This is a genomic window from Streptomyces sp. NPDC047085, assembly GCF_040643735.1.
Lineage (GTDB): Bacteria > Actinomycetota > Actinomycetes > Streptomycetales > Streptomycetaceae > Streptomyces.
The window spans coordinates 360,460-385,745 of record NZ_JBEYUW010000003.1; the positions used below are offsets into that span (position 1 = coordinate 360,460).

General features: G+C 72.7%; 21 protein-coding genes. 11 read left to right on the top strand and 10 right to left on the bottom strand.

The genetic code is table 11. The features are described from left to right. Positions 1-170: 170 nt before the first annotated feature. Positions 171-944, top strand: coding sequence for a SigE family RNA polymerase sigma factor (locus ABZ865_RS12685; RefSeq protein WP_361228144.1), 774 nt, complete (start codon positions 171-173; stop codon positions 942-944). Between the two features lie 160 nt (positions 945-1,104). Here ABZ865_RS12685 and ABZ865_RS12690 read toward each other — a convergent pair whose 3' ends face one another. Continuing rightward, complete coding sequence (locus ABZ865_RS12690) at positions 1,105-1,740, bottom strand: uridine kinase (protein WP_361228146.1); 636 nt, start codon at positions 1,738-1,740, stop codon at positions 1,105-1,107. A 103-nt stretch (positions 1,741-1,843) separates the two neighbouring features. Beyond that, the gene (locus tag ABZ865_RS12695) at positions 1,844-3,076 is read right to left on the bottom strand and encodes an MFS transporter (RefSeq protein ID WP_361228149.1); all 1,233 of its coding nucleotides are present in this window, start codon (positions 3,074-3,076) and stop codon (positions 1,844-1,846) included. A gap of 67 nt (positions 3,077-3,143) precedes the next feature. On the opposite strand from ABZ865_RS12695, the gene ABZ865_RS12700 reads away from it, so the two are divergent. Together ABZ865_RS12700 and ABZ865_RS12705 are read left to right on the top strand one after the other, a co-directional pair. Next, positions 3,144-4,136: a DUF5937 family protein gene (locus tag ABZ865_RS12700; protein WP_361228152.1), complete on the top strand. Its 993-nt coding sequence runs from the start codon at positions 3,144-3,146 to the stop codon at positions 4,134-4,136. 84 nt (positions 4,137-4,220) lie between these two features. Next, complete coding sequence (locus ABZ865_RS12705; protein ID WP_361228155.1) at positions 4,221-5,615, top strand: FAD-binding oxidoreductase; 1,395 nt, start codon at positions 4,221-4,223, stop codon at positions 5,613-5,615. On the opposite strand, the gene ABZ865_RS12710 is transcribed toward ABZ865_RS12705, so the two are convergent. Continuing rightward, positions 5,589-6,821 carry an MFS transporter gene (locus ABZ865_RS12710; RefSeq protein ID WP_361228159.1) on the bottom strand — a complete coding sequence of 411 codons (1,233 nt, stop codon included), beginning with the start codon at positions 6,819-6,821 and terminating at the stop codon, positions 5,589-5,591. The two genes, ABZ865_RS12705 and ABZ865_RS12710, sit on opposite strands and share 27 nt — an antisense overlap. A gap of 145 nt (positions 6,822-6,966) precedes the next feature. On the opposite strand from ABZ865_RS12710, the gene ABZ865_RS12715 reads away from it, so the two are divergent. After that, positions 6,967-8,334 carry a hypothetical protein gene (locus ABZ865_RS12715; RefSeq protein WP_361228162.1) on the top strand — a complete coding sequence of 456 codons (1,368 nt, stop codon included), beginning with the start codon at positions 6,967-6,969 and terminating at the stop codon, positions 8,332-8,334. Between the two features lie 98 nt (positions 8,335-8,432). On the opposite strand, the gene ABZ865_RS12720 is transcribed toward ABZ865_RS12715, so the two are convergent. The 6 genes from ABZ865_RS12720 to ABZ865_RS12745 all read right to left on the bottom strand — a co-directional run bounded on the left by ABZ865_RS12720 (position 8,433) and on the right by ABZ865_RS12745 (position 15,449). Next, entirely contained in the window at positions 8,433-9,686 is a 1,254-nt protein-coding gene (locus ABZ865_RS12720) for an ATP-grasp domain-containing protein (protein ID WP_361228169.1), read from the bottom strand. Next, positions 9,683-10,906 (bottom strand): ATP-grasp domain-containing protein, encoded by a 1,224-nt coding sequence (locus tag ABZ865_RS12725; RefSeq protein WP_361228172.1) that lies wholly within the window; start codon positions 10,904-10,906, stop codon positions 9,683-9,685. Before ABZ865_RS12725 ends, ABZ865_RS12720 begins: the two co-directional genes overlap by 4 nt. An 85-nt stretch (positions 10,907-10,991) precedes the next feature. Beyond that, positions 10,992-12,089: a hypothetical protein gene (locus ABZ865_RS12730; protein ID WP_361228175.1), complete on the bottom strand. Its 1,098-nt coding sequence runs from the start codon at positions 12,087-12,089 to the stop codon at positions 10,992-10,994. 59 nt (positions 12,090-12,148) lie between these two features. After that, complete coding sequence (locus tag ABZ865_RS12735) at positions 12,149-13,492, bottom strand: aldehyde dehydrogenase family protein (protein WP_361228178.1); 1,344 nt, start codon at positions 13,490-13,492, stop codon at positions 12,149-12,151. Between the two features lies 1 nt (position 13,493). Then, positions 13,494-14,711, bottom strand: coding sequence for a DUF362 domain-containing protein (locus tag ABZ865_RS12740; RefSeq protein ID WP_361228181.1), 1,218 nt, complete (start codon positions 14,709-14,711; stop codon positions 13,494-13,496). 66 nt (positions 14,712-14,777) lie between these two features. Continuing rightward, positions 14,778-15,449, bottom strand: coding sequence for a cyclase family protein (locus ABZ865_RS12745; protein ID WP_361228184.1), 672 nt, complete (start codon positions 15,447-15,449; stop codon positions 14,778-14,780). A gap of 459 nt (positions 15,450-15,908) precedes the next feature. Here ABZ865_RS12745 and aroF point away from each other — a divergent pair, with 459 nt between their 5' ends. From aroF to ABZ865_RS12780, 7 genes are all read left to right on the top strand, one after another. Next, positions 15,909-16,955, top strand: coding sequence for a 3-deoxy-7-phosphoheptulonate synthase (aroF, locus tag ABZ865_RS12750; protein ID WP_361228187.1), 1,047 nt, complete (start codon positions 15,909-15,911; stop codon positions 16,953-16,955). A gap of 379 nt (positions 16,956-17,334) precedes the next feature. Next, the gene (locus ABZ865_RS12755) at positions 17,335-18,447 is read left to right on the top strand and encodes a phenazine biosynthesis protein (RefSeq protein WP_361228190.1); all 1,113 of its coding nucleotides are present in this window, start codon (positions 17,335-17,337) and stop codon (positions 18,445-18,447) included. Between the two features lie 2 nt (positions 18,448-18,449). Further along, positions 18,450-19,925 carry an isochorismate synthase gene (locus tag ABZ865_RS12760; protein ID WP_361228192.1) on the top strand — a complete coding sequence of 492 codons (1,476 nt, stop codon included), beginning with the start codon at positions 18,450-18,452 and terminating at the stop codon, positions 19,923-19,925. Then, entirely contained in the window at positions 19,922-20,824 is a 903-nt protein-coding gene (larE, locus tag ABZ865_RS12765; protein WP_361228195.1) for an ATP-dependent sacrificial sulfur transferase LarE, read from the top strand. The genes ABZ865_RS12760 and larE overlap by 4 nt, the downstream gene beginning before the upstream one ends. Further along, positions 20,814-21,626 (top strand): nickel pincer cofactor biosynthesis protein LarB, encoded by an 813-nt coding sequence (gene larB / locus ABZ865_RS12770; RefSeq protein WP_361228198.1) that lies wholly within the window; start codon positions 20,814-20,816, stop codon positions 21,624-21,626. The genes larE and larB overlap by 11 nt, the downstream gene beginning before the upstream one ends. Further along, the gene (larC, locus tag ABZ865_RS12775) at positions 21,623-22,837 is read left to right on the top strand and encodes a nickel pincer cofactor biosynthesis protein LarC (protein ID WP_361228200.1); all 1,215 of its coding nucleotides are present in this window, start codon (positions 21,623-21,625) and stop codon (positions 22,835-22,837) included. Before larB ends, larC begins: the two co-directional genes overlap by 4 nt. Further along, entirely contained in the window at positions 22,834-24,024 is a 1,191-nt protein-coding gene (locus ABZ865_RS12780) for an FAD-dependent oxidoreductase (protein WP_361228202.1), read from the top strand. The genes larC and ABZ865_RS12780 overlap by 4 nt, the downstream gene beginning before the upstream one ends. Positions 24,025-24,087: 63 nt before the next feature. Here the strand turns inward: ABZ865_RS12780 and hisC are convergent, their stop codons facing one another. After that, complete coding sequence (gene hisC / locus ABZ865_RS12785; RefSeq protein WP_361228205.1) at positions 24,088-25,194, bottom strand: histidinol-phosphate transaminase; 1,107 nt, start codon at positions 25,192-25,194, stop codon at positions 24,088-24,090. Positions 25,195-25,286 lie beyond the last annotated feature (92 nt).

The following is a 25,286-nucleotide window of genomic DNA, read 5'->3' on the forward strand; positions in this document are numbered from 1 at the left end:
ACCGCCGTCACCTGTGCGCATTCTGTGACCACACCCGGCCCGGGCCCTGTGACAGGTCTGTGACAGTCGGCGGACACGGCGATGAAGGTCGATCGGCAAGCTTTTCGGCACAGGCAAGACGGCACCGCCGAACCAGCCCAGCACCGGAAGTCCACGACGGGGAGCGCGAGATGAACACGCTGCACAGCATGAGCACCAGCGCAGTGGTCACGCGTCTGCACGACGTGCACCGGGGCTCGGAGAAGTCCGGTGTTGAGGGGGGCACCTCCCGCGCGAGCTCATTCGAGCGTGGGGGAGGGCGGGGGTGCGCTCGTAGCACCGGGCGTCAGCACACCGGCTACATGACGGTGGTTGACGCGTACACGGGGGAATCGCACGGGGGATCCGCGTACAGGGAGGAACCGGGGGAGCGCCGCTCGCTGACGGAGGCGGAGTTCACCGCCTACGTCCAGGAGCGCCGCGCCTCCCTGTACGCCACCGCCTACCACCTGACCGGCGACCGCTTCGAGGCCGAGGACCTGCTGCAGAGCGCGCTGTTCTCGACGTACAAGGCGTGGGACCGGATCAGCGACAAGGCGGCGGTCGGCGGCTACCTCCGCCGCACCATGACCAACCTGCACATCAGCGCCTGGCGGCGCCGCAAGCTCAACGAGTACCCGACCGAGGAACTGCCGGAGACGCCCGGCGAGACGGACGCGATGCGCGGCACCGAACTGCGCGCGGTCCTGTGGCAGGCGCTGGCCCGGCTGCCCGAACTCCAGCGCACCATGCTGGTCCTGCGCTACTACGAGGGCCGCACGGACCCGGAGATCGCGGACATCCTCGGCATCAGTGTCGGCACGGTCAAGTCCAGCATCTGGCGCTCGCTGCGCCGGCTGCGCGAGGACGAGGTCCTCAGCTTCGGCCGTGACGAGGAGGACGCCTTCGGCGAACTGGTCGCCTGAAGGTCCGGGGGAGCAACGGGGGAGCAACGGGGGAACGGGGGACCACTGGGGGGTGGGCCCACGGGGGAGAAGCAGGACGGGACTGGAGGCCGGAAGGCCGATCCAGTCCCGCTTCTGTGTGTACGGGGTCCGCGCGTGCCGTGATCCCCGGGTACGCCCCCTACGCCGCCGTCTGCTGCCGCGGCTGCCGTCCCGCCGCGGCCGCCGCGAGCCGGCCCAGTGCCTCGTCCCGGTCGCAGGGGTGGGCGCCCAGGGAGACCTGGCGGGCCACGATCGAGCGCTCGGCGCGCATCAGCCGCCAGCCCCGGCGCAGCAGGAACGGCACCGACTTGCGGCCCTCCTTCAGATCGCGCAGGAAGCGCCGGCGGAAGGTGGCGACCGGACCGCGGGACAGGCACAGCGCGTCCGCGAGCACGCCCCGCTCACGGCAGCGCTCGACGATCTCCGCGGCGAAGATGCCCTCCGCGATGAACAGCGGGGCACGGTCGATGTGCAGCGTCGTCTCACCGGTGCGGGCGCTCAGCGAGATGTCGTACACCGGCACGGTCGTACGTCCCGTACGGCACAGTCGCTCGATCGCGGTCACGGCCGTGTCGGCGTCCCACGAGTCGGGATGGTCCCAGTCGATGTCGGTGCTCCCGAGGACCTGCGGCACCGTCGGGTCGTCGCCCTCTTTGTAGAAGTCGTCGAGCCGCAGGACCGGAAGGCCGGAGCGGGCGGAGAGAAGGGACTTGCCGGAACCGGACGGGCCGCACAGGAGTACGACCCGGGTCGGTACGGGCGGATGGGAACCCACTGTGCTGTCCTTCTCACCTGCGGTTTCATGGGCGGTCTGGGGGCTCCGGTCGGGAACCCCCAGACCATTATCCCTGCCGCGGCGCTGCCCCGGGAGCGGGGCGTCACCGGGCGACGGGATCAGCGTCAGGTTCCGGTTCCGGCTCCGGCGCCGGTTCCGGGACGGCGGTGCGCCGGCTGATCGCGGGGGCGAGGGCGCCCACGCCGAGGGCGGCGGCCACGCCCGCCACCGCGCTGAACCACCACAGGACGGCGGGCCCGGCATGGGCGTAGACAGCGGTGCCGATGGTCAGCGCGGAGAACCGGGCGATGCCCCACGACCACTGGAAGGCGCCCTGGTAGCGGCCGCGCGCGTGCTCGGGGGCGATGCTCTGGATGATCGAGGAGTGGATGCCGCCGATCGAGGCCTCGCCGAGGGACCACAGCACGACCGTTCCGGCATAGCCCCAGGCGGTGTTGGCGACACCGGTCAGCGCCACCCCGATCGCGATGAGCGTGCTGGCCGCCACGTACACCCGCAGCTGCGGCAGGCCCGACAGCACGGACGTCGCGATCGGCTGGAGGATGACGACCAGGACGGCGTTGACCGTGGCCATCAGGCCGAGGACGGTCGGGGACAGACCGTCGTCGCGGATGGCGAGCGGCAGGCCGGCCTCGGTGAGCGAGTAGATCGCGATGGAGACACCGAGCAGCGGCAGGAGCATCCGCATCAGCGGATCGCGGAAGACGACGCCGTACCCGATCCCGCCGCCGTCGGCCGCGGTGGACTTCGAGCGGGAGCCCACCGGCAGCAGGGTGGCCGCGATGACGGCGTAGGTGAGCGAGCCGGAGGCGTCCACCAGGAACAGCAGCCAGTAGCCCTTGGTGGCCAGGAAGCCGCCGAGCATGCCGGCGCCCGCGGTGCCGATGTTCACCGCCCAGTGGACCAGCGAGAACGCCGAGCGGCGGCGCTCCGGACCGACGGACTCCGCGACCAGCGCGGACGCGGCCGGGCTGACCATGCTGCCGGTGATGCTGAGGAGCACGGCCGCGAGTGCGAGGAAGAGCACATTCGGCGCGGCGAACAACAGGCCGTGCGAGGCTGCCACGCCGACCAGCCCGGTCACCATGGTCGGCCGGCGTCCGCGCCGGTCCGCGAGGAGGCCGCCCACGATCGGGCCGACCAGGTTGCCCGCGCCCAGGGCTCCCAGGACGTACGGCACCTGGTCGGTGCTGATGCCGCGCGAACCCAGGTAGTAGACGAGGAACGGGGTCACCATGAAGCCGAGCCGGTTCACGATCGTGCCGGCGAAGACGATCCAGGCCGTTCGGGGCAGGCCGCTGAAGGTGGAGAGCATGTCCGGGATCATCGCGGCTCGGTAGGCTGGCGGCCATCGATTCGGATATACGTGAATCCATGGGGTGATGGAGCTGGCTGAGCTGGCGTTCTCGGCGAGCGACCTGGCGCAGATGCGGTTCGCCGTCTCCCCGATGTGGGAGGTCGTGGCCAGTTTCCGCCTGCTGGCCTCCGGCGCCCCGCATCCCGTGCACCGTGCCTGGATCGAGCAGGTGCGGCCGCGCGTCATCACCGCCGGACTCGACCGGGGGTGGCTGGCCGAACTGATCCCGCCGTCGGGCTATCTGCCCGACTTCCTCAACCCGGCTCCCACTCATCCCGCGCCGGCGCTCGGCGAGGAACTCGCCGCCATCGTGGCCGCCTCCGAGGACCGGATACGGCGCGACCTGGACCACCTCTGCGGTCACCTGGGCTCTCGCGGGCCCCGGTCGCGTGCACTGTCCGCCGATCCGGGCGCCTGCATCGGCAAGGTGGCCGAGGAGATCGAGGTCTACTGGGAACTGGCACTGGCACCCTACTGGGCTCGGGTCCGGGCGGTGCTGGACGCCGATGTCTTCCACCGGGCTCGGCAGGTCGCCGAGCACGGCGCCGGGCACCTCTTCAACGACCTGCACGAATCGGTGAGCTGGAACGACAACGCGCTGCGGCTGATCCGGCGCCGGCGTGGACTGACCCGGCGGGCGGCGGGCTCCGGGCTGCTGCTGATCCCCTCGGTCTTCGCGGGACCCGGTCTGCTCACCCGGGTACGGCAGCCGGAGCCGCCCCAACTCGCCTATCCGGCACGCGGGGTGGGCACCCTCTGGGAGTCCCGGCCGGTGCTCAGAAGCGACGCCCTGGCCACCGTCCTGGGGCGTTCGCGCACCCTGCTGCTGGCCGAGCTCCAGGCGCCTGCCTCCACCACTGAACTCGCCCGGCGTACCGGGCTGTCACCCGCCGCGGTGTCCCAGCAGCTGATGGCGCTGCGGGACGCCGGTCTGGTCAGCGCCCACCGGGCCGGCCGGTCCGTGCTCTACGCCCGGACCTCGGTCGCCGAGTCCCTGCTCGGAGCGGTCCTTCCGTAGGATCGGGGAGTTTGCGGGCGGGGCCGGCCCAACAGGGGCTCCGCCCGGATGAGTTCACCCGACGATGAGGAGTGGCCGGACCCCGTGGAAACCGATCGTCTCGCCCAGCAGCTCTCCGCCGTGGTCGGTCCCGCCCACGTACTGAGCGCCCCAGCTCTGCGCGCCTCGTACGAGACCGACTTCACCGGCCGCTACACCGGCCGGGCCCGGCTCGTGGTCCGGCCCGCCGACACCGCCCAGGTGGCCGAGGTGCTGCGGCTGTGCCACCGGGCCGCGGCACCGGTCGTTCCCCAGGGCGGCAACACCGGGCTGGTCGGCGGTTCGGTGCCCACCGCGGCCGGCACCCAGGTCGTGTTGTCCCTGCGCCGGCTCGACGGCATCGACCCGGTCGACACCGTCGCACGCCAGGTGACCGTGGGCGCGGGCGTGGTGCTGTCCGACCTGCGGAGCCGGGTCGCCTCCCACGGGTTGGAGTTCGGTGTCGATCTGGCCGCCAGGGACTCGGCGACCCTGGGCGGCATGATCGCGACCAACGCGGGCGGGGAGCGGGTCGTGCGGTACGGCACCACCCGGGCCAACGTGGCCGGTGTCGAGGCGGTGCTGGCCGACGGCACCGTGCTGGACCGGCTGGCCGGGCTGCCCAAGGACAACACCGGGTACGACCTCACCAACCTGCTGGTCGGCAGCGAGGGCACCCTGGGCGTGGTGACCCGGGCCCGGCTGCGGCTGGTGCCCCGTCCGCCGGAGCGGGTCACCGCCCTGGTGGCGCTCGACTCGCCGGCCAGCGCCATCGACCTGGTGTCCCGGCTGCGGACGCTGGACTCGCTGGAACTGGCCGAGTTCTTCACGGCCGACGGACTGGCCCTGGTCCTGGACAAGAGCGGGCTGCCCGCCCCGTTCCGCACCGCGCACCCCGTCTACCTCCTCGTCGAGTGCGCCGGGCAGCGCGATCCGGCCGAGGAACTGTTCGACGTGCTCGACAAGCCGGGCCCGCTGGAGACGGCCGTCGCCCTGCAGGGCACCGACCGCCGGCGGCTGGCCGCCTACCGGGAACGGCACACCGAGTCGATCAACGCCGAGGGAGTCCCCCTCAAGCTCGACGTCACCGTCCCCCTGGCCGAGCTTCCCGGCTTCGTCGCCGACCTGCCCGTACTGCTGGCAGGGCGGGCCCGGCCGTATCTCTTCGGCCACTTGGCCGAGGGCAATCTGCACGTCAACCTGCTCGACGTGGCGGCGGCGGACGAGGAGGCGGTCACCGGGCAGGTGCTGGAGAGGGTCGCGGCCGTCGGCGGCAGCATCAGCGCCGAGCACGGGGTCGGCCGGGCCAAGTCCCGCTATCTGCACCTGAGCCGGTCGCCCGCCGAGATCGAGGTGATGCGTTCCGTGAAGTCCGCCCTGGACCCCGCCGGGCTGCTCAACCCCGGAGCCCTGCTGCCCCGGGCGGCGGGCGCGTCAGCCGCCGGCCACCGCGCCCGCTGACGTCTCGGTGCCGGCCCGGGGGCGGGTGCGCACCGCCCACCGGGTCGCCGCCGGCGAGAGCAGGCCGGTGAACAGCAACAAGGCCCCCACCACCGCCCATCCGGGCCGGCCCCAGGACACACACAGGGTGGTCAGGAGCGCGGGCGCGAACGCACCGCCCAAGCCCATGCCCATGCCCCACAGCCCCAGGTACTGGCCCGTGGCGTGGTCCGGCGCGAGGGCGTAGGACAACTCGAACCCGGCGGCGGAGTGCCAGAGTTCCCCCAGCGTGTGCACGGTCATGCCGGCCAGGAGCAGCAGCGCCGCCGCCCAGCCCGGTGTTCCCTGGGCGCCCGCGAACACGCCGCAGGCCAGCACGAACGCCAGCCCCGCGCGGCGCATCGCGGCACTCGCGGCGGACGGGCTGTCCACGCCCCGGCCCGCCCGGACCTGACACGCCACCACCAGCGCGGTGTTGGCCAGCATGCCGGCGCCGACGATCCATCGGGGCGCGGCCGTGTGCGTCACCGCCCAGAGCGGGAAGAGCACCGTCACCACCCGGAACTGGATGCTCATCATCCCGTCCAGCGCGGCCACCAGGACGAACGGACGGTCCCGCAACGCCGCCGTCCAGCTCGGCCCGGCCGGTCCCGGCGGCACGGGGGCCGGCGGCGGAACCGCGAGCGTCATCGCGGCGGCGGCCAGGAACGACACCGCGTTGCCGGCGATCAGCAGGACGTACGCGGTCCGCGTGTCCGCCTGCACGACGGCACCCGCCAGCACCGCCCCCGCCGAGATGCCGATGTTGGTCACCACCCGCAGCTGTGCCCGGAAACGCTGCGGGCGCTCACCGCCGTACGCCCGGACGATCGGCCCGCGGGCCGCCGCGCCCGCGTTCTGCGCCAGACCGCACAGACACGCCACGGCAAGGAACTGCCAGAACCCGTGCACCAGCAGGAACGAGGCCATCCCCAGACCACTGGCGACGAGGGTCGCGGCATAGACCCGGCGCGCTCCCCGGCGGTCCGCCAGATGCCCGACCGGCACCCCGGCCGACAAGGCGACCAGACCGGCGACGCTGAGCCCGGCACCCACCTGCGCGGCCGAGAGCCCTGTCACGCGGAGGAAGTAGAGGACGCCCGCGGTCATGTACATCCCGTTGCCGACCGTGTTGACCAGGACCTGGAGTTTCAGGGTCCGCCGCACCGCGCCGCTGTCAGGAGTCATGGCCAACGATCATGACAGGCGCCCGCGGGAGCCGGCTCCGCGCGCGTGAGGACCGGCAGGAACCTGCCGAACGCTCGCCCCGGGACGCGGTGTTCGCAAGGCTTCGGTTCGGGTATGCCGACGGCAGTGAGGAAGGGTTCCGTTCATGGATCGCGTCTCCTTGACGACGCAGTATCTGGCCAGAGTCGCCGAAAGCGGCGCCAAGGCCGGTGAGTTGGTGGGCAGGCAGCCGGAGTCCGAGCTGCTCAACACGTTCTACAAGGGCAAGTACCTGTCCCGTCCGCTCTTCCTCGGTCACGACGAGCGGATCCGGCTGCACGCCGACCTGGAGAACCTGCTGTCGGCGCTGGGCAGCCTCCCCGACCGGCTGTTCGGCGGCGACCTCGCCGCGTTCGCGCGGGCGGTGGGCATGACCGAGGTCCAGGTCTCGGCCATCATGCGCGGGCGGGGACCGTCGCTGACCCGGCAGACCCGGGCCGACCTGTATGTCGACGACAGCGGCTTCAAGCTGCTCGAACTCAACATCGGCAGCGCCGTCGGCGGCATGGACAACGCCGACATGTGCCGCGCCCTGCTCGAACACCCGGTGCTGGCCGACTTCGCACAGGAGCGCGGGCTCGGATACGTCGACACCCTGCGCGAGCAGGTGAACAACATCATCGTGGAGAGCGGCTTCAGGCCCGAGGACAAGCCCGTGGTCGCGCTCACCGACTGGCCGAGCAGCTACGACAACATGATCCCGTACATGAAGCTGCTGTGCGGGCGCTGGCGGGAGCTCGGGCTGGAGGCCCACCCCTGCCACATCGGCCAGCTGGAGGTCCGCGACGGCCGGGTGTGGCTGGGCCGGCGGCCGGTGGACATCGTCTTCCGCACCTTCTTGATCGCCGATCTGCTGGAGTCGCCCGAGGCCCCGGCCCTGATGGATCCGGTCCTGGATGCCGCCGAGCGGGGTGAGGTGAAGATCTTCACGCCGATGGACTGCTCCGCGTACGCCAGCAAGGGCGCGCTCGCGATGCTCTCGGACGAGCGGAACCGGCATCTGTTCAGCGCGGCGGAACGCGACAGTCTGGACCGCATCCTGCCGTGGACCCGTATGGTCCGCCCGGGTCAGGTCACGCTGGAGAGCGGCGAGCGCGTGGACCTGGTCGAGTACGCCCTGGCGAACCAGCAGGACCTGGCGCTCAAGCCGACCCTGATGTCCGGCGGCAACGGCGTGGTGCTCGGCTGGGCGCCCGGGCTGAGCGCACAGGAGTGGCGCGAGCAGATCACCGCCGCGCTCGACGGGCCCTACGTCATCCAGCGCAGGATCCGGCCGGCGCTGGAGCTGTTCCCCGACGAGGACGGCGAACTGAGGCCGTGGACGGCTCTGTGGGGGGTGTTCACCGTGGCCAGTGGCTACGGCGGCGCCTTCGCCCGGGCGACCACCGTGGACTCCGGTGAGGTCGTGGTGAACACGGCGGGCGGCGCGCACGCGGGCGCCGTACTGCACGAGGAAGCCGAGCCGGCGGGCTGACGACCGGTACGACGGGAGAGGCACGGCAGGCAAAAGGGGCCGGGCGCGAGAACCTCGCGCCCGGCCCCTTCCCGCGGCCCGCCTCCACGAGGGCCGGGTCAGTCGATCTCGTAGAAGCCCTCGCCGTCCATGTACCGAGTGGTCAGGGCGTCGCGGGCGACAGTGGCCGCCGTCGGGTGCAGCAGGTACACCCGCAGCGGGAAGGTCCAGTCGTCGACCGAGCGATGGACCGGCGCCCCGGGGCGCACCCGGTACAGCACGTCGTGGAAGCTCTCCAGCGCCCGGAGTTCCTCCATCCTCGGATACGACACGAGGGTCCCGGCGCCCGGCGAGACCATGTTGACGATCCGCGCGTGCCGCCGCACCTCGTAGGGAGTGTCGCAGCGCTTTTGGAATCGCTCGGGGTCGACGCAGGCGTCCACGGCCCAGTCCAGCTGGCTCTCCCCGAGCGCGGCTCCGGTCGGCACGTGCACGTCGGCTCCGCACACCCGGGCGCCCGTCTCGACCAGACGCGGGCCCTGCGGCGTCAGCTTGAGCTCGGTGTGGGCCGGGCCGTTGCGGATGCCCAGGGCGTCGAGCACCTGGAAGGTGTGCTCGGCCAGCTGGTCCTGCTCCTCGCCGTGCCGGGACATCAGTTCCGCACCGGCCGGCAGGTCCTTGACCCCGTTGGCGCTCAGGTGGTGCATCTTCCAGATGTCGGTGACGTGGTGACGGCCGTCGCGGCTCACGGTGTTGACGATGTACTCGCCGCCGACCAGGTACTCCTGGGCCAGTACCGCGTGATTGTCCTGGCCCAGCGCGCTCCTCGTGCCGATCAGCGCCTCGAACGCCTTGCGGACCTCGGCGGGTCCGTCGCAGAAGTGGACGCCGTCGCTGCCCGCGCTGCTCACCGGCTTGAGCACCACACGGCCGCCGCCGGACTGCTCGTACCAGCTCAGCAGCGTGTCGGCGTCGGAGACCAGGATCTGCTCGATTCCGGGCACACCGGCCTCGCGGACCGTCTCGATCATCAGGAACTTGTCGCGGCGGGCGGCGCTGAGCGCGGTGCCGTTCGTGGGCAGGCCCAGCTCCTCGCCCAGCTCGTCCGCGAGGACGACCGCCCGCTCGATGCCGGCCAGCAGACCGACGGGGGCATGCCGGGCGATGGCGGCGACGGTCTCGGCCACGTCCCCGTCGTGCACGATGTTGTCGACGAAGTCCTGCGGCTGAAAGCTCGGCGCGTACGCCGCCGGAATCGTCGGAGTGCTCTGCACGTGAACGCAGTCGTAGCCACGGGCCCGGAACAGCGGGGCCAGGCAGCGCGCGCTCGCGAAGGCGTCGACGATGACGACCGTACGGGAAGCGGTGGTCACGCTCGTTCTCCTGCCTCACCGGCGACGGTGGTCTCGGGGGTGGTCGTGATCCGGATGCCGGCCACGGCCTTGTCGCAGCGCGCGGCGGCGTCGGCAGCGTCGGTGCCGACCGCGATCACCTGGCCGCAGACCCGGTCGACGGACCAGGTGAGCGGCGGCACGACCATGCCCGGCCGGGCCTTCACATCGAGGGTGACACCCTCGGGCATGTCGTCGGACACCTCGACGCCGGTCACCACACCCGGCTCCGCGGGCACGAACCGGATGGCCGACCCGGCGACGGCCGGGGGAACCTCGGGCTGCCACGGTTCGATGCCGAGCGGTACCGCGACCGCGCTGCGCACCAGGTCCACGCCGTAGGCCTGCCGCACCAGTTCGGGGATGCTGTCGCCGCCCGCGCGGTTGTGGGACTCGATGATCCGCAGCCCGGAACCGGTGATCATGATCTCGGTGTGCGAGGGCCCCTCCACGAGCCCGACCGCGTCCAGCAACCGCGTCGTCAGCTCGACGATCTCCTGCCGGGTGGCCTCGTCGACACGGGCCGGAACGGAGTGACCCGCCTCGATGAAACCGCCGGCGCCGAGCAGCTTGTCGGTCACCGCGACGACCGTGTGCGCGCCGTCGTCGGTGAACGCCTCCACACTGACCTCGTGGCCGACCAGGAACTCCTCGGCCAGCATGCGGTCACGGCCCGCCGCCTCCGCCTTCTCCCAGATCCCGGCGGCATCGGCGGCGGCCTCGGCCCGGTGGACGTGGGCGCTACCGCCGTAGTCCAGCGGTTTGACCATCGCGGGGCCGCCCAGCTCCGAGAGGAACTCGGCGAGTTCCGCCGCGCTGTGCACCACCCTGAAGCGCACCGGGGAGAGCCCGACCTCGGCCAGCCGCCGGCGCATCGCGGACTTGTCCTTGAGCAGTCGTACGGTGTGCACGGAGTTGCCGCCGAGACCGAACTCCTCGTTCAACCGGGCGGCGGGGACCAGGCCCAGCTCGCTGGGCGAGAAGAAGCGGACCACCGGCTGCCGGGCGAACAGCGCGCGGCCCGCGGCGACGGCCGCCTCCTCGTCGGCCAGGGGGGCCTCGACCACGTCCACGCAGTACCGCGCGGCGGCGTCGGTGTCGTACCTCCCCGGTGTGTGGACGAGGACCACTTCGCAGCCCAGGTCCGAGGCGGACTTCAGCACGTTGAGCCGGCCGCCCAACAAGGCGATGCGCGGAGCCATTACAGGAACCTCCCAGGTAGGCGGCGCCGGGCCGACGGGCCCGGCGCCGCACAGATTTCTGACGGGACGGGGCTGCTCGGGCCGGTCAGGCCTCGACCAGCGTGACCGGGTCGCCGAACCGCATCAGCCCCCGGTACGTCTCCGCGCGGGTGTGACGCATGGTGCGCAGTACGGCGATCGCGCTCTCGGCGGAAGCCTCCCCCTGCACGATGGAGCGGTCGTCGCCGACCAGGGCCGCGGTGACGGCGATGTGCCGCTCGATGTCCTGGAGGTCGGCCTCCAGCAGGGCGTCGCGGGCCAGCGCCAGCTCCGCGTCGGTCTCGGCCAGCTCCGCGAAGGGCTCCGCGGACACCTTGACCAGGGTGCGCATCGCCTTGCGGAAGGCCTTGTGCTCCGGCTGCGTGCGGCCGGTGAGGGCCACCGGCACGGCCGGCGGCTGCATGGTCGGGCGGACCATCGCGTCGTAGCACGGCGCCGACATGTCACCGGAGTGCATCATGGCCGCCGTGAACCCGCGGACGTACACGGTGGCCTCGTCGAGGGCGGCGCGGGCGGTTTCCCGGTCCGACTCCTTCAGCGCCGCCGTCGCGCGGGAGACGGCGTCCGCGGCGGCGAGGTTGAGCACGAAGTAGAAGTGGTGGGTGATGACCCACCGGGTCAGTTCGTCGCGGCCCACGGCGTACGGGGCGGGCGGCTCGGCACCGCCGTCGGCCTCCTCCGCCGCCCGCGGGGCGTCGGCCGGAGCCAGGCCCGCGAGGACCTGGACCATCGAAAGGACCTCCGCCGCCTGGTCGTTGAGGTCCAGCCGGGCCTCGCACAGGTCGGTGAGCGCACGCGCGACGATCGTCGTCACCTCGCAGACGAGGCGGGCGTCGTCGACGGGCGCCGTCCGCACCCCGAAGTACTCGTGGTTGGGGACGATCGGGACCAGCGAGGCGGTGTCCATCGGGGCGAGGCGGGCCACGGCGGCGAGGCGGTCGGCCCGCTTCACCGCCGCGTCCGCCGCGTCCTGCAGCGAACCGCCCGCTCCGGCCGGGTTCAGCAGTTCGGCGCGCAGGCTGAGCAGGGCCTCGACCGTCTCCGTCAGGGCGGACTCGACCGGGACGGCGGGACGGGTGCGGGCACGCACCAGCTGGTTCTCGGGCAGGACGACGACCGGGAGGTCGGGGCAGGCAGCAGACATGTCTCAATCACCTCGGGAATGTTCGGAATTGCCGTGCGGACGCCGGACGGGCGGCGGCCTCACGAAGCGGCGTAGCCGCGTGCCTCCTGGAGGAACTGCCCCAGGTATCCGTCGTGGGGCAGGAAGGGGTCCTTCCACCAGCCGGGAACCCGGCCGTGCAGCACGGTGCGGACGCCGGGGGAGTCCAGGGCCTCCTGGACGAGTGCGGTGTCGTCGGTGAGCAGGGTCAGAGCCAGCGAGTCGTCCAGCGGTCCCACCCCCTCCGCACGGCGCCAGGGCGCCACCCACACGCAGGGGAACGGCAGTTCCACGCCCAGCCCTGGGTGGTCGGAGCGATCCACGCGCAGCACCGCCGGTCGCAGCGCCGCCGCGTTCGAGCCGACCGCGCCCAGCGGACCGTCGCCGTAGTGACGGGCCGTCACCTCGACCGCACCGTCCAGCGACCTGTCGATCGCCGCCCTGAGAGCCTCCGCCTCCCGCAGGGGCCGCACCGGCAGGACCGCCCGGTCGTCGGTGACCGGGTGCACCGGCAGCCGGGCGAGCCGCTCCGCGAGGGCCTCGGCCAGTTCCCGGGGGTCGCCGCTGGTGAGCACGGCGGTGGCGTTGGTGCAGCGCACGCCGCCGTCCGCGGCGATCTCGGTGACGAGGTGGTCGAGCGTGGCGTCGTCCAGCGGACCGTCCACGAGGACCTTGCTGCGTCCGGGGCCGCGCACCAGGACCCGGTCGTTGCCCCGCATCCGGGCGACCGTGTCCTCGCCGCCGTAGACCAGAGCCAGGTCGACCGCGTCCACGAGCGCGTCGGCCGAGGCGTGGCTGCCCGGCAGCAGGGCGATGCCCTCCGGGTCCAGGCCCGCTTCGAGCAACGCCCGGACCAGGCGCAGCGGGGTGATCGGGTCCCGGGTGCCCGGCCGTACCGCGACCTGGTAGCCCATCGCCACGGCCTGCAGCCAGGCGCCGTGCGTCGCCGGGTGGTTGCTGGGGGCCACCACGCCGAAGACCCGGCCGCGACGCACCCAGCGGGCGGTGCGGCCGGCTCCCACCGGAGCCTGCCGGCCGACGACCTCACCGAGCAGCGCGCAGTCGTTGCCGATGCGGTCGAGCGTGGCCCGGGCCACGGACACGGGAACGCCGGAGGCCAGCGACTGGATCCGGCAGTACTCCTCGGGTGTCTGCCCGCCCGGCGTGCCCTTGGCGAACAGCCGGCCGGCCTCGGCGAGCACCGCCAGTCGCTCGTCGCGGGCCGTCGGCGAGGCCTGACGCATGGCCCGCACCGTCAGCTTCGTCACCAGGGCGGGAGCCTCGTGGACCTCGGCGAGCGGTGCGCCGTGCACGTCGCGCAGGACACGCGTGTCGCGCGAGGTCCGCTCCTGACCGCCTCGGAGCACCGGTATGGACGGCAACATCTCAGATCAACTCCTCGGGTGCCGGCCAGGGCAGACCCTCGGTGTCCGGTCCGTCGTGCGACGGGACCCGGAACTGGGTGCGTTCCTGGTCGGTGACGGAATGGCCCATCGCATGGCGCAGTCCGGCCGTCTGGATCGCCCGGGGCGGGCAGCCCTCCAGGTAGACGCCGGCTTCGCGGTGCTCGTACATGGCGTTGCCCACCAGGACCACCGCACCCCGCGGTTCGGGAAGCCGTTCCATGGGGCCGGACACGATCGTCAGCTCTCCCGGGTGACGCAGCAGCTCGTCGCGGAGCAGGTGCAGGGCGGCGGCCAGCCAGCGGCGGCAGTCCTCGCACGCCGTGTCGGCGTGGATGTGGATGCCTTCCCGGGGCGGGGTGAGGTCGACCGGGGCGCGGTCGAGCTTGAACGCGACCTCCGCGACGGAGGCGCCGCGCACCTCGATGTCCCGCAGGTCGCCCGGTCCCAGGCCGCGGCGGTGGGCGTCCCGCAGATAGGCGAGTTCCCAGGTCTCGACCCCGGCGACCGCGGCCATGGTGACATCCAGGGCGACGGCGTTGCGCGAGGCGGCGACCAGGCCCACCGCGCGGGTGCTGCCCGCCATCGGGTAGTTGCCCTCGATGACGGTGATGGCGTCGCAGACCACGAGGTGCTGCGGGCGGAGCAGGTTGAGGTCGACGATCGACTCCTCGACGCCGGCCATGTGGACGATCCGGGTGGTGAACCCGGGGAACAGGCCCACCAGGTTCTTCATCGCGTTCGTGAGGACGACGCTGGAGTGCGTGCGCAGTTGGGGGGCGCCGATGAAGAAGTCGCAGTCGGTGACGAGGTCGGGCATCGCCACCGGCACCCGCAGCGAGGTGGCGCCCGGGACCTGCACCACGCGCAGCGGCCGGTCGTCGAAGCTCACCACCTGCGCGTAGCGGTGCAGGGGGCTGCCGTCGAGTATCTCCTTGAGCACATGGGTGCGCTCCGCCACGAAGACCTCGGCGCCGCGCGCCGAGGCCCGCTTCGCCACGGCGAGCAGGAGTTCGGGGCTGGTTCTGAACCCCGGCTTGCGCTGGAACATGTTGGGCTTGATGACGACCCGGTCGCCCTTGCCCACGTCCCGCAGCGGATCGCCGAGCAGGTCCAGAGCCTCCTCGACCGCCCGGTCGACCGAAGCGGTCGTATCGGACTCGGTTCTGGTGAGCGCGACCGGCGTGCGGTCCCCCGTCATGACAACTCCCTGACCTCGTACCTGACCTCGTACCTGTGACGACTGTTCGTCAGAACTGTCTGCGCGTCAGAACTGCCATCCGTCGAAGACGACGGCGCGGGCCGGGGCCGCCTCCACGTCCGAGATCTTGATCGGCAGGGCCATCAGCTGTACGACCCGGTTGGTGATCTTGTCGAGGTTCTGGATGTTCTCCAGGATCGGGATCCCGGCGGACAGCAGGCGGCGGTGCACCTGGCCGCTCCGGTCGGAGGGGCGCTCGGTGATGCAGTCCATGCCGACGAGGGAGGCGCCGTTGTCCACCATCCAGTCCGCGGAGGACAGGGTGAGGTACGGGGGGTTGTCCCAGTAGTCCGGCCGGCCCAGGTAGCGGTTGGGGTGGTCGGTGCGGACCAGCAGGCGGTCGCCCGGCTGCCACACGTCGCGCAGCGCCTTCTCCAGGTCCTCACCGGTGACCGGGTCGAGGTCGCCCTTGTAGGAGAGGTCCGCGACGCAGGTGCGGCCGACGAAGGTTTCCAGGGGGACCTCGTCGATCTTCTCGCGGTCCTCGAAGAAGTGGTAACCCGATTCCACGTGGGTGCCGTTGTGCGGGAAAATCTGGAGGTCCGAGAAAGTGCGGCCGCCGCGCGCCGGATCGGTCTCCGGGGTCATGGCCCGGCGGATTCCGAATTCCGGGTACCAGGGTGCGTCGTAGGACGGCATTCCCTCGTACCAGCCCTGGCTGATGTCAATCATCTGCATGATCTGGCTCCCTTGTTCCGGCTTTGCGGGGGCTATCGGTTCGATGTGTTCTGGGCGCCAGTGAAGAGGCTCGAACGCGCGCTGTCGATGCGGCGGCGGGCAGGGCGCCCAGGTGACCTTACGGACAGGTTTCCGCCATGGCAAGTGCTATTCGTTGCGCCGCCCACTGTTTTCAATCTGTTTGCCATACCGCCTCTGACCTGCGAAGACTAAGTGGAATGAGAGATTCGTAAACTACTGTCCGGAAGTTGTTGGCCGGAAATAGATGCCATTCGGATGCTTCGTTGGCAGCTTCCTGACAGGAACACGCGAAAAGCCCCCGGTGGCTCATTGTCTGGGCTATGTTGACCATGCTGGAAACGAGTTGCAGTGCCAGAAATGTTCGCGTTAGCTTGCGGCGGCTTCTGAATCCAGAACATGAACGACGGCCCCCATGGAAGGTGCCCGCCAGTGATTGTGATGTTCGATCCGAGTGCAACTCGCGAACAGGTAAACGCCGTAATTCAGATACTCCACGAAGAGGACCTCTCCGCCGTCTCCGCAGTCGTGCACGACACCGTGACCGTCATTACGGAAGGCAGCGGTACACAGGAACTGACGAGCCGGCTGGAGAAGTCGCCGGGCGTCGAACGCGTGGCGGTCGTCCCCGGCGCGCAGCGGCTCACCAGCAGGGCGTTCCGCGAGGAGGGCACCCGGGTGACCGTGGGTTCCCGCGCGGAGACGGTGATCGGCGGCCCCGGGTTCGCCGTGATCGCCGGGCCCTGCGCGGTGGAGACCCGCGAGCAGATGACGGCGGCCGTGGACGTGGTCGTGGCCGGCGGTGCGGTGATGCTGCGCGGCGGAGCCTTCAAGCCCCGCTCCTCCCCGTACAGCTTCCAGGGCCTGGGCCTGGCCGGGCTGACCCTCCTCGCGGAGCAGCGCACGCGCACGGGGCTGCCGGTCGTCACCGAGGTGGTCACGCCGAAGGACGTGGAGTGTGTCGCCGAGGAGAGCGACATGCTGCAGATCGGCACCCGCAACATGCAGAACTTCGAACTGCTGCGGGAGGCCGGGGCCGCGGGCAAGCCGGTGCTGCTCAAGCGCGGGATGGCCGCCACGATAGAGGAGTGGATGCTCGCCGCCGAGTACGTCATGCACGCGGGCAACGGGGATGTCGTGCTGTGCGAGCGGGGGATTCGCAGCTACGACCGCAGCACCCGGTTCACCCTCGACCTCAGCGCGGTGGCGGAGGCGAAGCGGATCACTCATCTTCCGGTGATCGTCGATCCCAGCCACAGCACCGGCCGGCCGCACCTGGTCGCGCCGATGTCCCTGGCCGCCGCGGCGGCAGGTGCGGACGGTCTGATCGTCGACGTGCACACCGACGCGCGCAGCGCGCTGTGCGACGGGGCGCAGGCGCTCAGCGGGGAGCAGTTCACCACGCTGATGAGCCGTCTCGGTCCGGTGGTGGAAGCGGTCGGCCGCACCCTGGCGCCGGCGTCCGCCCCCTCCCTGGCCTCGGTCTGACCGACTGATCGCGGCCGGCCCCGTTCCCACCCGGGGCCGGCCGCGTCTCTCCTGATCCCCGTCCGTCCGCCCGGCCCGGGACCGGCGGACGGGCCCGGCTCGCCCACGCGGACCGTACGTCGACCGGCCGCGAGCCGACTCGATGCCGCGTCGACACGGCTCCGCACGGCTCGCATCGGCACAGCTCGGCACAGCTCGGATCGGCTCGGCACAGCTCGCCGGGCGCGGGGAGCCCCGGGCCCGGTCGCGGCGCCGCGCCGCGTGGACCCCGCACCGAGCCCGGCCCTGGCCCGCCCCAGCGCCGTTGCCGTCGGCGGCCTCTCCCTCACCCGCCCCTCCCTTCGCACTCTCCCCTGGTCACCCCTCTCTGGAGGAAGACATGATCGACAGCACGGCAGAGCCCTTCGGCGCGGATCTCGCGCCCGACGACTTCGTCCAGGCCGCGATGCGGTGGCACTTCTCCCCGGCGACCGGCTCGCCGTTCTGGGTGAAGCGTGCCGCGCGGCTCGACTTCGATCCGCTGACCGACATCCGCACCTGGGCGGATCTGGACCGGTTCCCGGACGTCAGCGAGGAGTGGCGGGACGTACCCGTCGACGAGCTGGTGCCGGTCGGAATCGACCGCGCGGGCTGGGACTTCCAGGTGTTCGACAGCGGCGGCACGACCGGCCGGCCCAAGCGCATCGTGGAGTCGAGGTCCCGGCGCAACGGCGTGCTGTGGGTGAGCGAGGTGCTCGCCGAACACGGCATCCCCGGCGAGGACGCGGGCCACTGGCTGCACATCGGCCCCACGGGGCCGCACATCGTCGGCCGTTCCGTCGGACTCCTGGCCCAGCTGCGCCGCACGTTCTGCCACTACATCGACTTCGACCCGCGCTGGGTGAAGAAGGCGGTCAAGGAAGGCCGGCGTGACGAGGCCGGCCGCTATGTGCGCCACATCCTGGCGCAGGCCCAGGACGTGCTCTCCACCCAGCCCGTCTCCGTCCTCTTCGCCACACCCCCGGTGCTGGAGGCGCTGGCCGCCGACGAGAAGCTGCTGGACCTCGTCCAGCGCAAGGTGCGCGGCATCATCTGGGCCGGCACCAGCGTCAGCCCCGAGACCCTGCGCGCCTTCGAGGAGGAGATCTTCCCGGACACGCCGGTCGTGGGCCTGTACGGCAACACCATGATGGGCATCGCCCCGCAGCGCCCGGGCGGCCAGGGGGGACCGGACACCGGCGCGGGCGGCGAGGGCTGCGTCTTCGTGCCCTTCCACCCCTTCAGCCGGGTGACGGTCGTCGACCCCGACAACCCCGTCGTACCGGTCGGCTACGGCGAGCGCGGCCAGGCCAGGATCTCCCTGGTCACCCGGGACCTGCTGCTGCCCTGGACCCTGGAGCGCGACTCCGTCATCCGCGTCGAACCGACCTCGCGCTACCCGCAGGACGGGCTGGCGGACGTCCAGCCCCTCACCGTGGACGGCGGCTCCAGCGTCGTCGAAGGGGTGTACTAGACATGGCGGCCCCCACCGAGGCAGCGGCGGCCGGCGACTTCGACGACACCGACCGCTCGAGTCTGCTCGACACCTGCCGCGAGGGCCACGCGCGGGCCGGACGGGACGGCCGCCCGGTGCTCGTCAGCTGGGCGAAACCGTTGCCGGCCGTCGACCCGATGGCGGTATGGCGCAGTGCCCGCCCGCTGACCCGGCGCTCCCTGCTGTGGCGCTCGGCGTGGGACCAGGGCTGCGTCGTCGCCCTCGACACGGCACACGAGCTGCCGGGCCGGGGCACAGCTCGCGTCCGGTCCGTACGGTCCGCCTGGGCACAGCTCTCGCACGACCTGGTCCACGGCGGTACCGCCGACCCCGCACAGCCCTCGGGCGACGGCCCGCTGGCGATCGGCGGGTTCGCGTTCAGCCCCGACGGCACCGGACCGGAAGGGCCGCTGCCCGACACCCTGGTCTGGGTGCCCGCGTTCCAGCTCCGCTCCCGAGCGGCCGACGCCGGTGACCGTCCGGGCCCGGCCGAACTGCGCCTGAACGCCGTCCTGACCCGGGACGACGACCCGGAGCAGGCGGCCAAGGAACTCGGCCGGATCGCCGAGCTGTACCTCGCCGCCGAGGACGAGCCCGGCGTGCCGACGACGCCGACGGCACAGCGCACCTGGCACAGCACCGAGAAGCCGACCGCCGAGGACTGGCGGGACCTGGTCCGCCGCGCCACCGGCCGGATCCGCGCCGGGGACTTCGAGAAGGTGGTCCTGGCACGCGAGGTGCAGGTCACCGCGTCCGCCGCCTTCGACATACCGGCCGCGGCCGACCGGCTGCTGGCCGCCGACCCCGGCACCACCGTCTTCGCGGTCGGCCACGACGAGTACACCTTCCTCGGCGCCACCCCCGAGTACCTGGTCCGCGTCGAGGGCCGCGACGTACACGCCCTGGGGCTGGCCGGAACCACCCCCCGCGGCGGCACGCCCGAGGAGGACGCGGCCCGCGAGCGCGAGCTGGTCGACAGCGCCAAGATCCAGCACGAGCACGACGTCGTCGTCCAGATGCTGCGGGACGCGCTCGCCGACGGGTGCGTCGAGGTCACCGCCGAGACACCGCCCCGCGTGGTCAAGCTCGCCCATGTGCAGCACCTGTCCACCAAGGTCTGCGGGAGACTGGGCGCGGACAGCGGCACGGGCATCCTCGACTTCGTGGAGGGGCTGCATCCGACGCCCGCGCTCGGCGGCCAGCCGCGTCGGGAGGCGCTGAGCTGGCTCACCGACAACGAGGGCTTCGACCGCGGCTGGTACGCGGGCGTGGTGGGCTGGGCCGATCCGTCCGGACAGGGGCAGTTCGCCGTCGCCATCCGCTCCGCCCTGCTGGCCGGGGCCTCCGCGTCGCTGTACGCCGGCTGCGGTCTCGTCGCCGACTCCGACCCCGCGGTGGAGTACGCGGAGACCCGCGCGAAGCTCCGCCCGATGCTGTCCGCGCTGGAGATCGAGTGACACCGACACGCGAACCGGCCCCGCGCGCCGATGTCCCGCCCGAGCTGCCGGCCGACCGGCTCGACGCACTCCACGCGGAGCTGACCGCCCTGGGCTCGGTGATCGTGGCGTTCTCCGGCGGCGCCGACTCCGCACTGCTGCTGGCGGCCGCACTGCGCGCGCTCGGCCCGGACCGGGTGCTCGCCGCCACCGGCGACTCGGCCAGCCTGTCGCGCACCGAGCGCGCCGCGGTCCAGGACATCGCCCGGGACATCGGCGCGCGCCACATCTTCGTCCCCACCCACGAGCTGGACTCGGACGGATACCGGGAGAACTCGCCCGCGCGCTGCTGGTTCTGCAAGGACGAGCTGGCCGGACGGCTGATCGCGCTCGCCGCCGAGCAGGGCTTCGCGCACGTGGCGACCGGGACCAACGCGGACGACCGGGTGGACCGGTTCCGCCCCGGTATCCGCGCCGCCGCCCGGCACGGCGTGGTCACCCCGCTGGCCGACGCCGGACTGACCAAGGACCAGGTCCGCGCGGTGAGCCGGGCCTGGTCCCTGCCGACCTGGGACAAACCGGCCTCGCCCTGTCTGTCCAGCCGGGTCGCCTACGGACTGGGCATCACCCGGGAGCGGCTGGCCCGGATCGACGACGCCGAGCGGTCGCTGCGGGCCAGTCTGCGGCGCGCGGGCATCGACAGCTACGACCTGAGGGTGCGTGACCTCGGCGAGCGGGCCCTGATCCAGGTCGACCGGTCCGCGGTGGCCGCCGTACTGGCCTGCGCGGACGCGCTGGACTCCGTACGGCGCGCGGGCTTCGCCGCCGTGGACGTCGACCCGCGCGGATTCCGGTCCGGCTCTCTCAACGAGAACTCGGGGACCGGGACGGACGAGGAGCGGCCGAGCCATGGATCGTGACGAGGTGCGGGCCCTGCTGGAGCGGGTGTCCGCGGGCACGGCGACGACCGACGAGGCGCTGTCGACGCTGGTGCGCGGACCGCTGGGCGGCGGTGCCGGAACCGGCGCGGAGGACCTCGGCTTCGCCCGCCTGGACACCCATCGCGCCCTGCGCACCGGCGACCCCGAGGTCGTCTACGGCGCGGGCAAGACCCCGGACCAGAACGTCGCCCTGCTCCGGGCGCTGCGGGAACAGCCGGGACACCGCTCGGCGCTGGCGACCCGGCTGACGGACGAGGCGCTGCGGGCGATCGGCGAGGCGTTCCCCGACGCGCGGATCGATCCGGTGGCCCGCTGCGCCGCCCTCGGCGAGCCGGCGGACTCCGGCGGCAGGGTCCTGGTGGTCAGCGCCGGGACCTCGGACGAACCGGTGGCCCGTGAGGCCGCCTTCGTCGCGGCCGAGTTCGGCTGCGCCACCGGCCAGGTGCGCGACGTCGGTGTGGCCGGCATCCACCGGGTCATCGCGGTGCGGGACGAACTGGACGCCGCGGACTGTCTGATCGTGGTCGCCGGCATGGACGGCGCCCTGCCCAGCGTGGTCGCCGGGCTGGTCGGCGTGCCGGTCGTGGCGGTGCCCACCAGCGTCGGCTACGGCAGCGCCCTGGGCGGCATCGCGCCGCTGCTCACCATGCTCAACTCGTGCGGCCCCGGTGTGCTGGTGTGCAACATCGACAACGGGTTCGGCGCGGCCGTCGCGGCGGCCCGGATGACCCGCCGCATGGTGCGGGCCCGGGTGGCCGAGCCGGGGCCGGTGAGCGCATGAGCACGCGGACCACCGCCTGGTTCGACTGCTCGTCCGGGGCGTCCGGGGACATGCTCCTGGGAGCCCTGATCGACGCCGGAGCCTCCCCGGTGGCTGTCCGGCGGGCCGTCGAGGCGGTCGCACCCGGTGCGATCACCCTGCGGACGGAGCAGGTCACACGCTGCGGACTGGCCGCGACGAAGGTGCACGTGGACACCGCCGTCCAGCCCCCGCACCGCACCTGGCGGTCCATCCGGACACAGCTGGCGGAGGCACAACTGCCCGAGCCCGTGCGGCAGTCGGCGCTGTCCGTCTTCTCCCGGCTGGCGCACGCCGAGGCGGCCGTGCACGGCATCGCCGTCGACGACGTCCACTTCCACGAGGTCGGCGCGCTCGACGCGATCGGGGACGTGGTCGGTGCCTGCGCGGCCTTCCATGAGCTGGGTATCGGCACGGCGACAGCGACCCCCCTGACCCTGGGCGGCGGCCGTACCCGCAGTGCCCACGGGGAGATCCCGGTGCCGGTGCCGGCGGTGCTGCGGCTGCTCGCCGATCACGGGGCACCGGCGCACTCCGGTGACCTGCCCTTCGAGATGTGCACCCCGACCGGCGCCGCACTCGTGCTGGAGTTCTGCTCGGGGTGGGGCGGTCTGCCCCCGCTGCGGGTGCTCGGCACCGGCACGGGCGCCGGCACCCGGGATCTGCCGGGCGTCCCCAACGTCGTACGGGTGGTCCTCGGCGAGGAGCGGGGGCCCGCACCGGCGGCCCGGGAGGCGGTGATCGTCGAGACCAACGTCGACGACCTCGACCCGCGGATCTGGCCGCGGGTCCTGGCCCGGCTGATGGACGCCGGCGCCTTCGACGCCTGGCTCACCCCCATCCTGATGAAGAAGGGACGACCCGCGCACACACTGTCGGTCCTCTGCCCGCCCGCGCTGCTGCCGGCCGTCCGGGAGACCGTGCTGACCGAGACGCCCACCCTCGGGCTGCGCGAGTACCCGGTGGCCAAGCGCGAACTGGAGCGGGCGTTCGTCACCGTCGACGTGGCCGGTGCCGCCATCCGGGTCAAGGTCGGCTCATACCGGGGGCGCGTCGTCAACGTCCAGCCGGAGTACGAGGACGTGGCCGCGGCGGCGCGGCAACTCGGCATACCGGTCAAGCGGGCGCTGGCGAAGGCGGTGGCCGCGGCCGAGGACACCATCGACAAGCAGGAACGGGAGCTGGACCGATGAAGAAGGTGATCGTCGTCGGTGGCGGTCTCGCCGGGCTGCGTGCGGTCGAGGCACTGCGCGAGCGGGGCTTCGCCGGGGAACTGACCCTCGTGGGGGCGGAGATCCACGAACCCTACGACCGGCCGCCGCTGTCGAAGGCCGTGCTGTCCGGAGAGAGCGGGGACACGACGTTCCCCGTCGACTGGGCACGGCTGGGCTGTGTGCCCCGGCTCGGGCACCGCGCCGAGGAACTGCGCCCGCACCCGGACCGGCCCGGCGGGGTGCTGCGGACGTCCGCCGGACCGCTGGACTTCGACGGGCTGGTGATCGCCACCGGTGCCGCGCCGGTGAGGCTGCCCGGCACCGGACCCCAGCACGTCCTGCGGACGGTGGACGACGCGCGGGTGCTGCGGGCCGCCCTGCACGAGGGCGCGCGGGTGGTGATGGTCGGCGCGGGCTGGATCGGGGCCGAGGTGGCCACACTGGCGGCCCGGCGCGGCTGCCGGGTGACCGTGCTGGAGGCGGGTGACGCCCCGCTGGCCGGGGTGCTCGGCAGCCAGGTCGGCGCACTGACCGCCGGCTGGTACGCCGAGGCGGGCGTCGAACTGCGGTGCGGGGTCAAGGTCGTCTCGGTCGACCCCGGCGGACTGACCACGGCCGACGGGGAGTTCCTGCCGGCCGACGCGGTGGTGGCCGGCATCGGCGCCCGCCCGGAGGTCGCCTGGCTGGAGGGTTCGGGGCTGGAGCTCGACCGGGGGATCGTCGTCGACGGCTCGCTGCGCACGTCCCGGCCCGAGGTGGTGGCGGTGGGGGACTGCGCCGCCTGGTGGTCGGCGCGCTACGGGCGACGGCTCCTGGTCGAGCACTGGGACACGGCCCTCAACGCTCCCGACGTCGCCGCCGCCGCGCTGCTGGGCCAGGACGCCGCGTACGACCCGGCACCGTACTTCTGGTCGGAGCAGTTCGGCCGGATGGTGCAGTACGCCGGTCATCACCAGGCCGCCGAACGGATGGTGCTGCGCGGCTCTCCCGACGACCCCGACTGGGCCGTGCTCTGGTTCACCGGCGACCGGCCGACGGCCCTGCTGACCGTCGACCGTCCGCGCGACATGGTCCAGGGCCGCCGGCTGATCGAGGCCGGAACCACGCTGGACCCGGACCTCGCCGCCGACCCCACCGTGCCGCTGCGCAAGGCGGCACGCGCCTGAGGCGGCCGTGCCGGCGGGCCCGTGGCGCGGCGGCGCCGTGCGGGGCCCGCCGGCCGGCGGGGGTCAGCCGTGCCGGCCGGTGAAGGCGGCCGCTGCCGTGAGGAACGCGTCGTTCTCCGTGGGGGAGCCGATCGACACACGGACCCCGTCGCCGGCGAAGGCCCGCACGGCCACGCCCGCGGCCGCGCAGGCGGCGGCGAAGGCGGCGGACCGGTCGCCCAGCTCCAGCCAGAGGAAGTTGGCCTCGCCGGCGGGTACCGAGTAGCCCTGCTCGATCAGCGCCGCGCGGACGCGTCCGCGTTCCTGGACCGTGGACTCCACCCGGGCCATCAGCTCCGCCTCCGACCCGAGCGCGGCGAGCGCTGCGGCCAGGGCGACGCTGTTGACGCTGAAGGGGAGGTGGGCCTTGCGGACGCCCGCGATCAGCGCCGGGTCGCCCACCGCGTAGCCGACGCGCAGCCCGGCCAGGCCGTAGGCCTTGGAGAAGGTGCGCAGCACCAGCACGTTGGGCCGGCCCGCCAGCAGGGTGAGCCCGTCGGGCACGCGCTCGTCACGGACGTACTCGCGATAGGCCTCGTCGAGGACCACCAGGCAGTCGGCCGGCACCCGGTCGAGGAAGGACGCCAGCTCGGCCCGGTGCACCGCCGTTCCGGTCGGGTTGTTCGGGTTGCAGACGAAGACCAGACGCGTCCGCTCGGTGAGGGCGTCCGCCATCGCGGCGAGGTCGTGCACGCCGTCCCGCAGCGGAATCTGCACGGACGTGGCGCCCGACAGCGCGGTGAGGAGCGGATACGCCTCGAACGACCGCCACGCGTACAGCACTTCGGCCCCCGGCTCCGCGACGGCCTCCAGCAGCATCTGGCAGATCCCGACCGAACCGCACCCCACCGCGACGGCGTCCTCGGCGACACCGAGATGCCGGGCGATCTCGGCGATCAGCTCGGTGGCGGCGTCGTCCGGATAGCGGTGCACGCCCAGCGCGGCCGCGCCGATCGCCTTCACCACCGCGGGCGGCGGCTCGTAGGGGGACTCGTTCGACGCCAGCGGATACGACCGCCCGTCGGGGGAGCGCACCGGCCCGCCCGGCTTGTAGCTCACGATCCTGTCGAGCACCGGACGCAGACGCGCCGTCGGCTCGGTGCGAGGGGCTTCGTGGGTGGGTTCGGACATGCACTCTCCAACTTCGGGTTCTCCCGAAGACCTTCCGCGCGCGACAAGCGCATCCGGAAGCCGGAACACGAGACCTGGCAACTAGCTGCCAT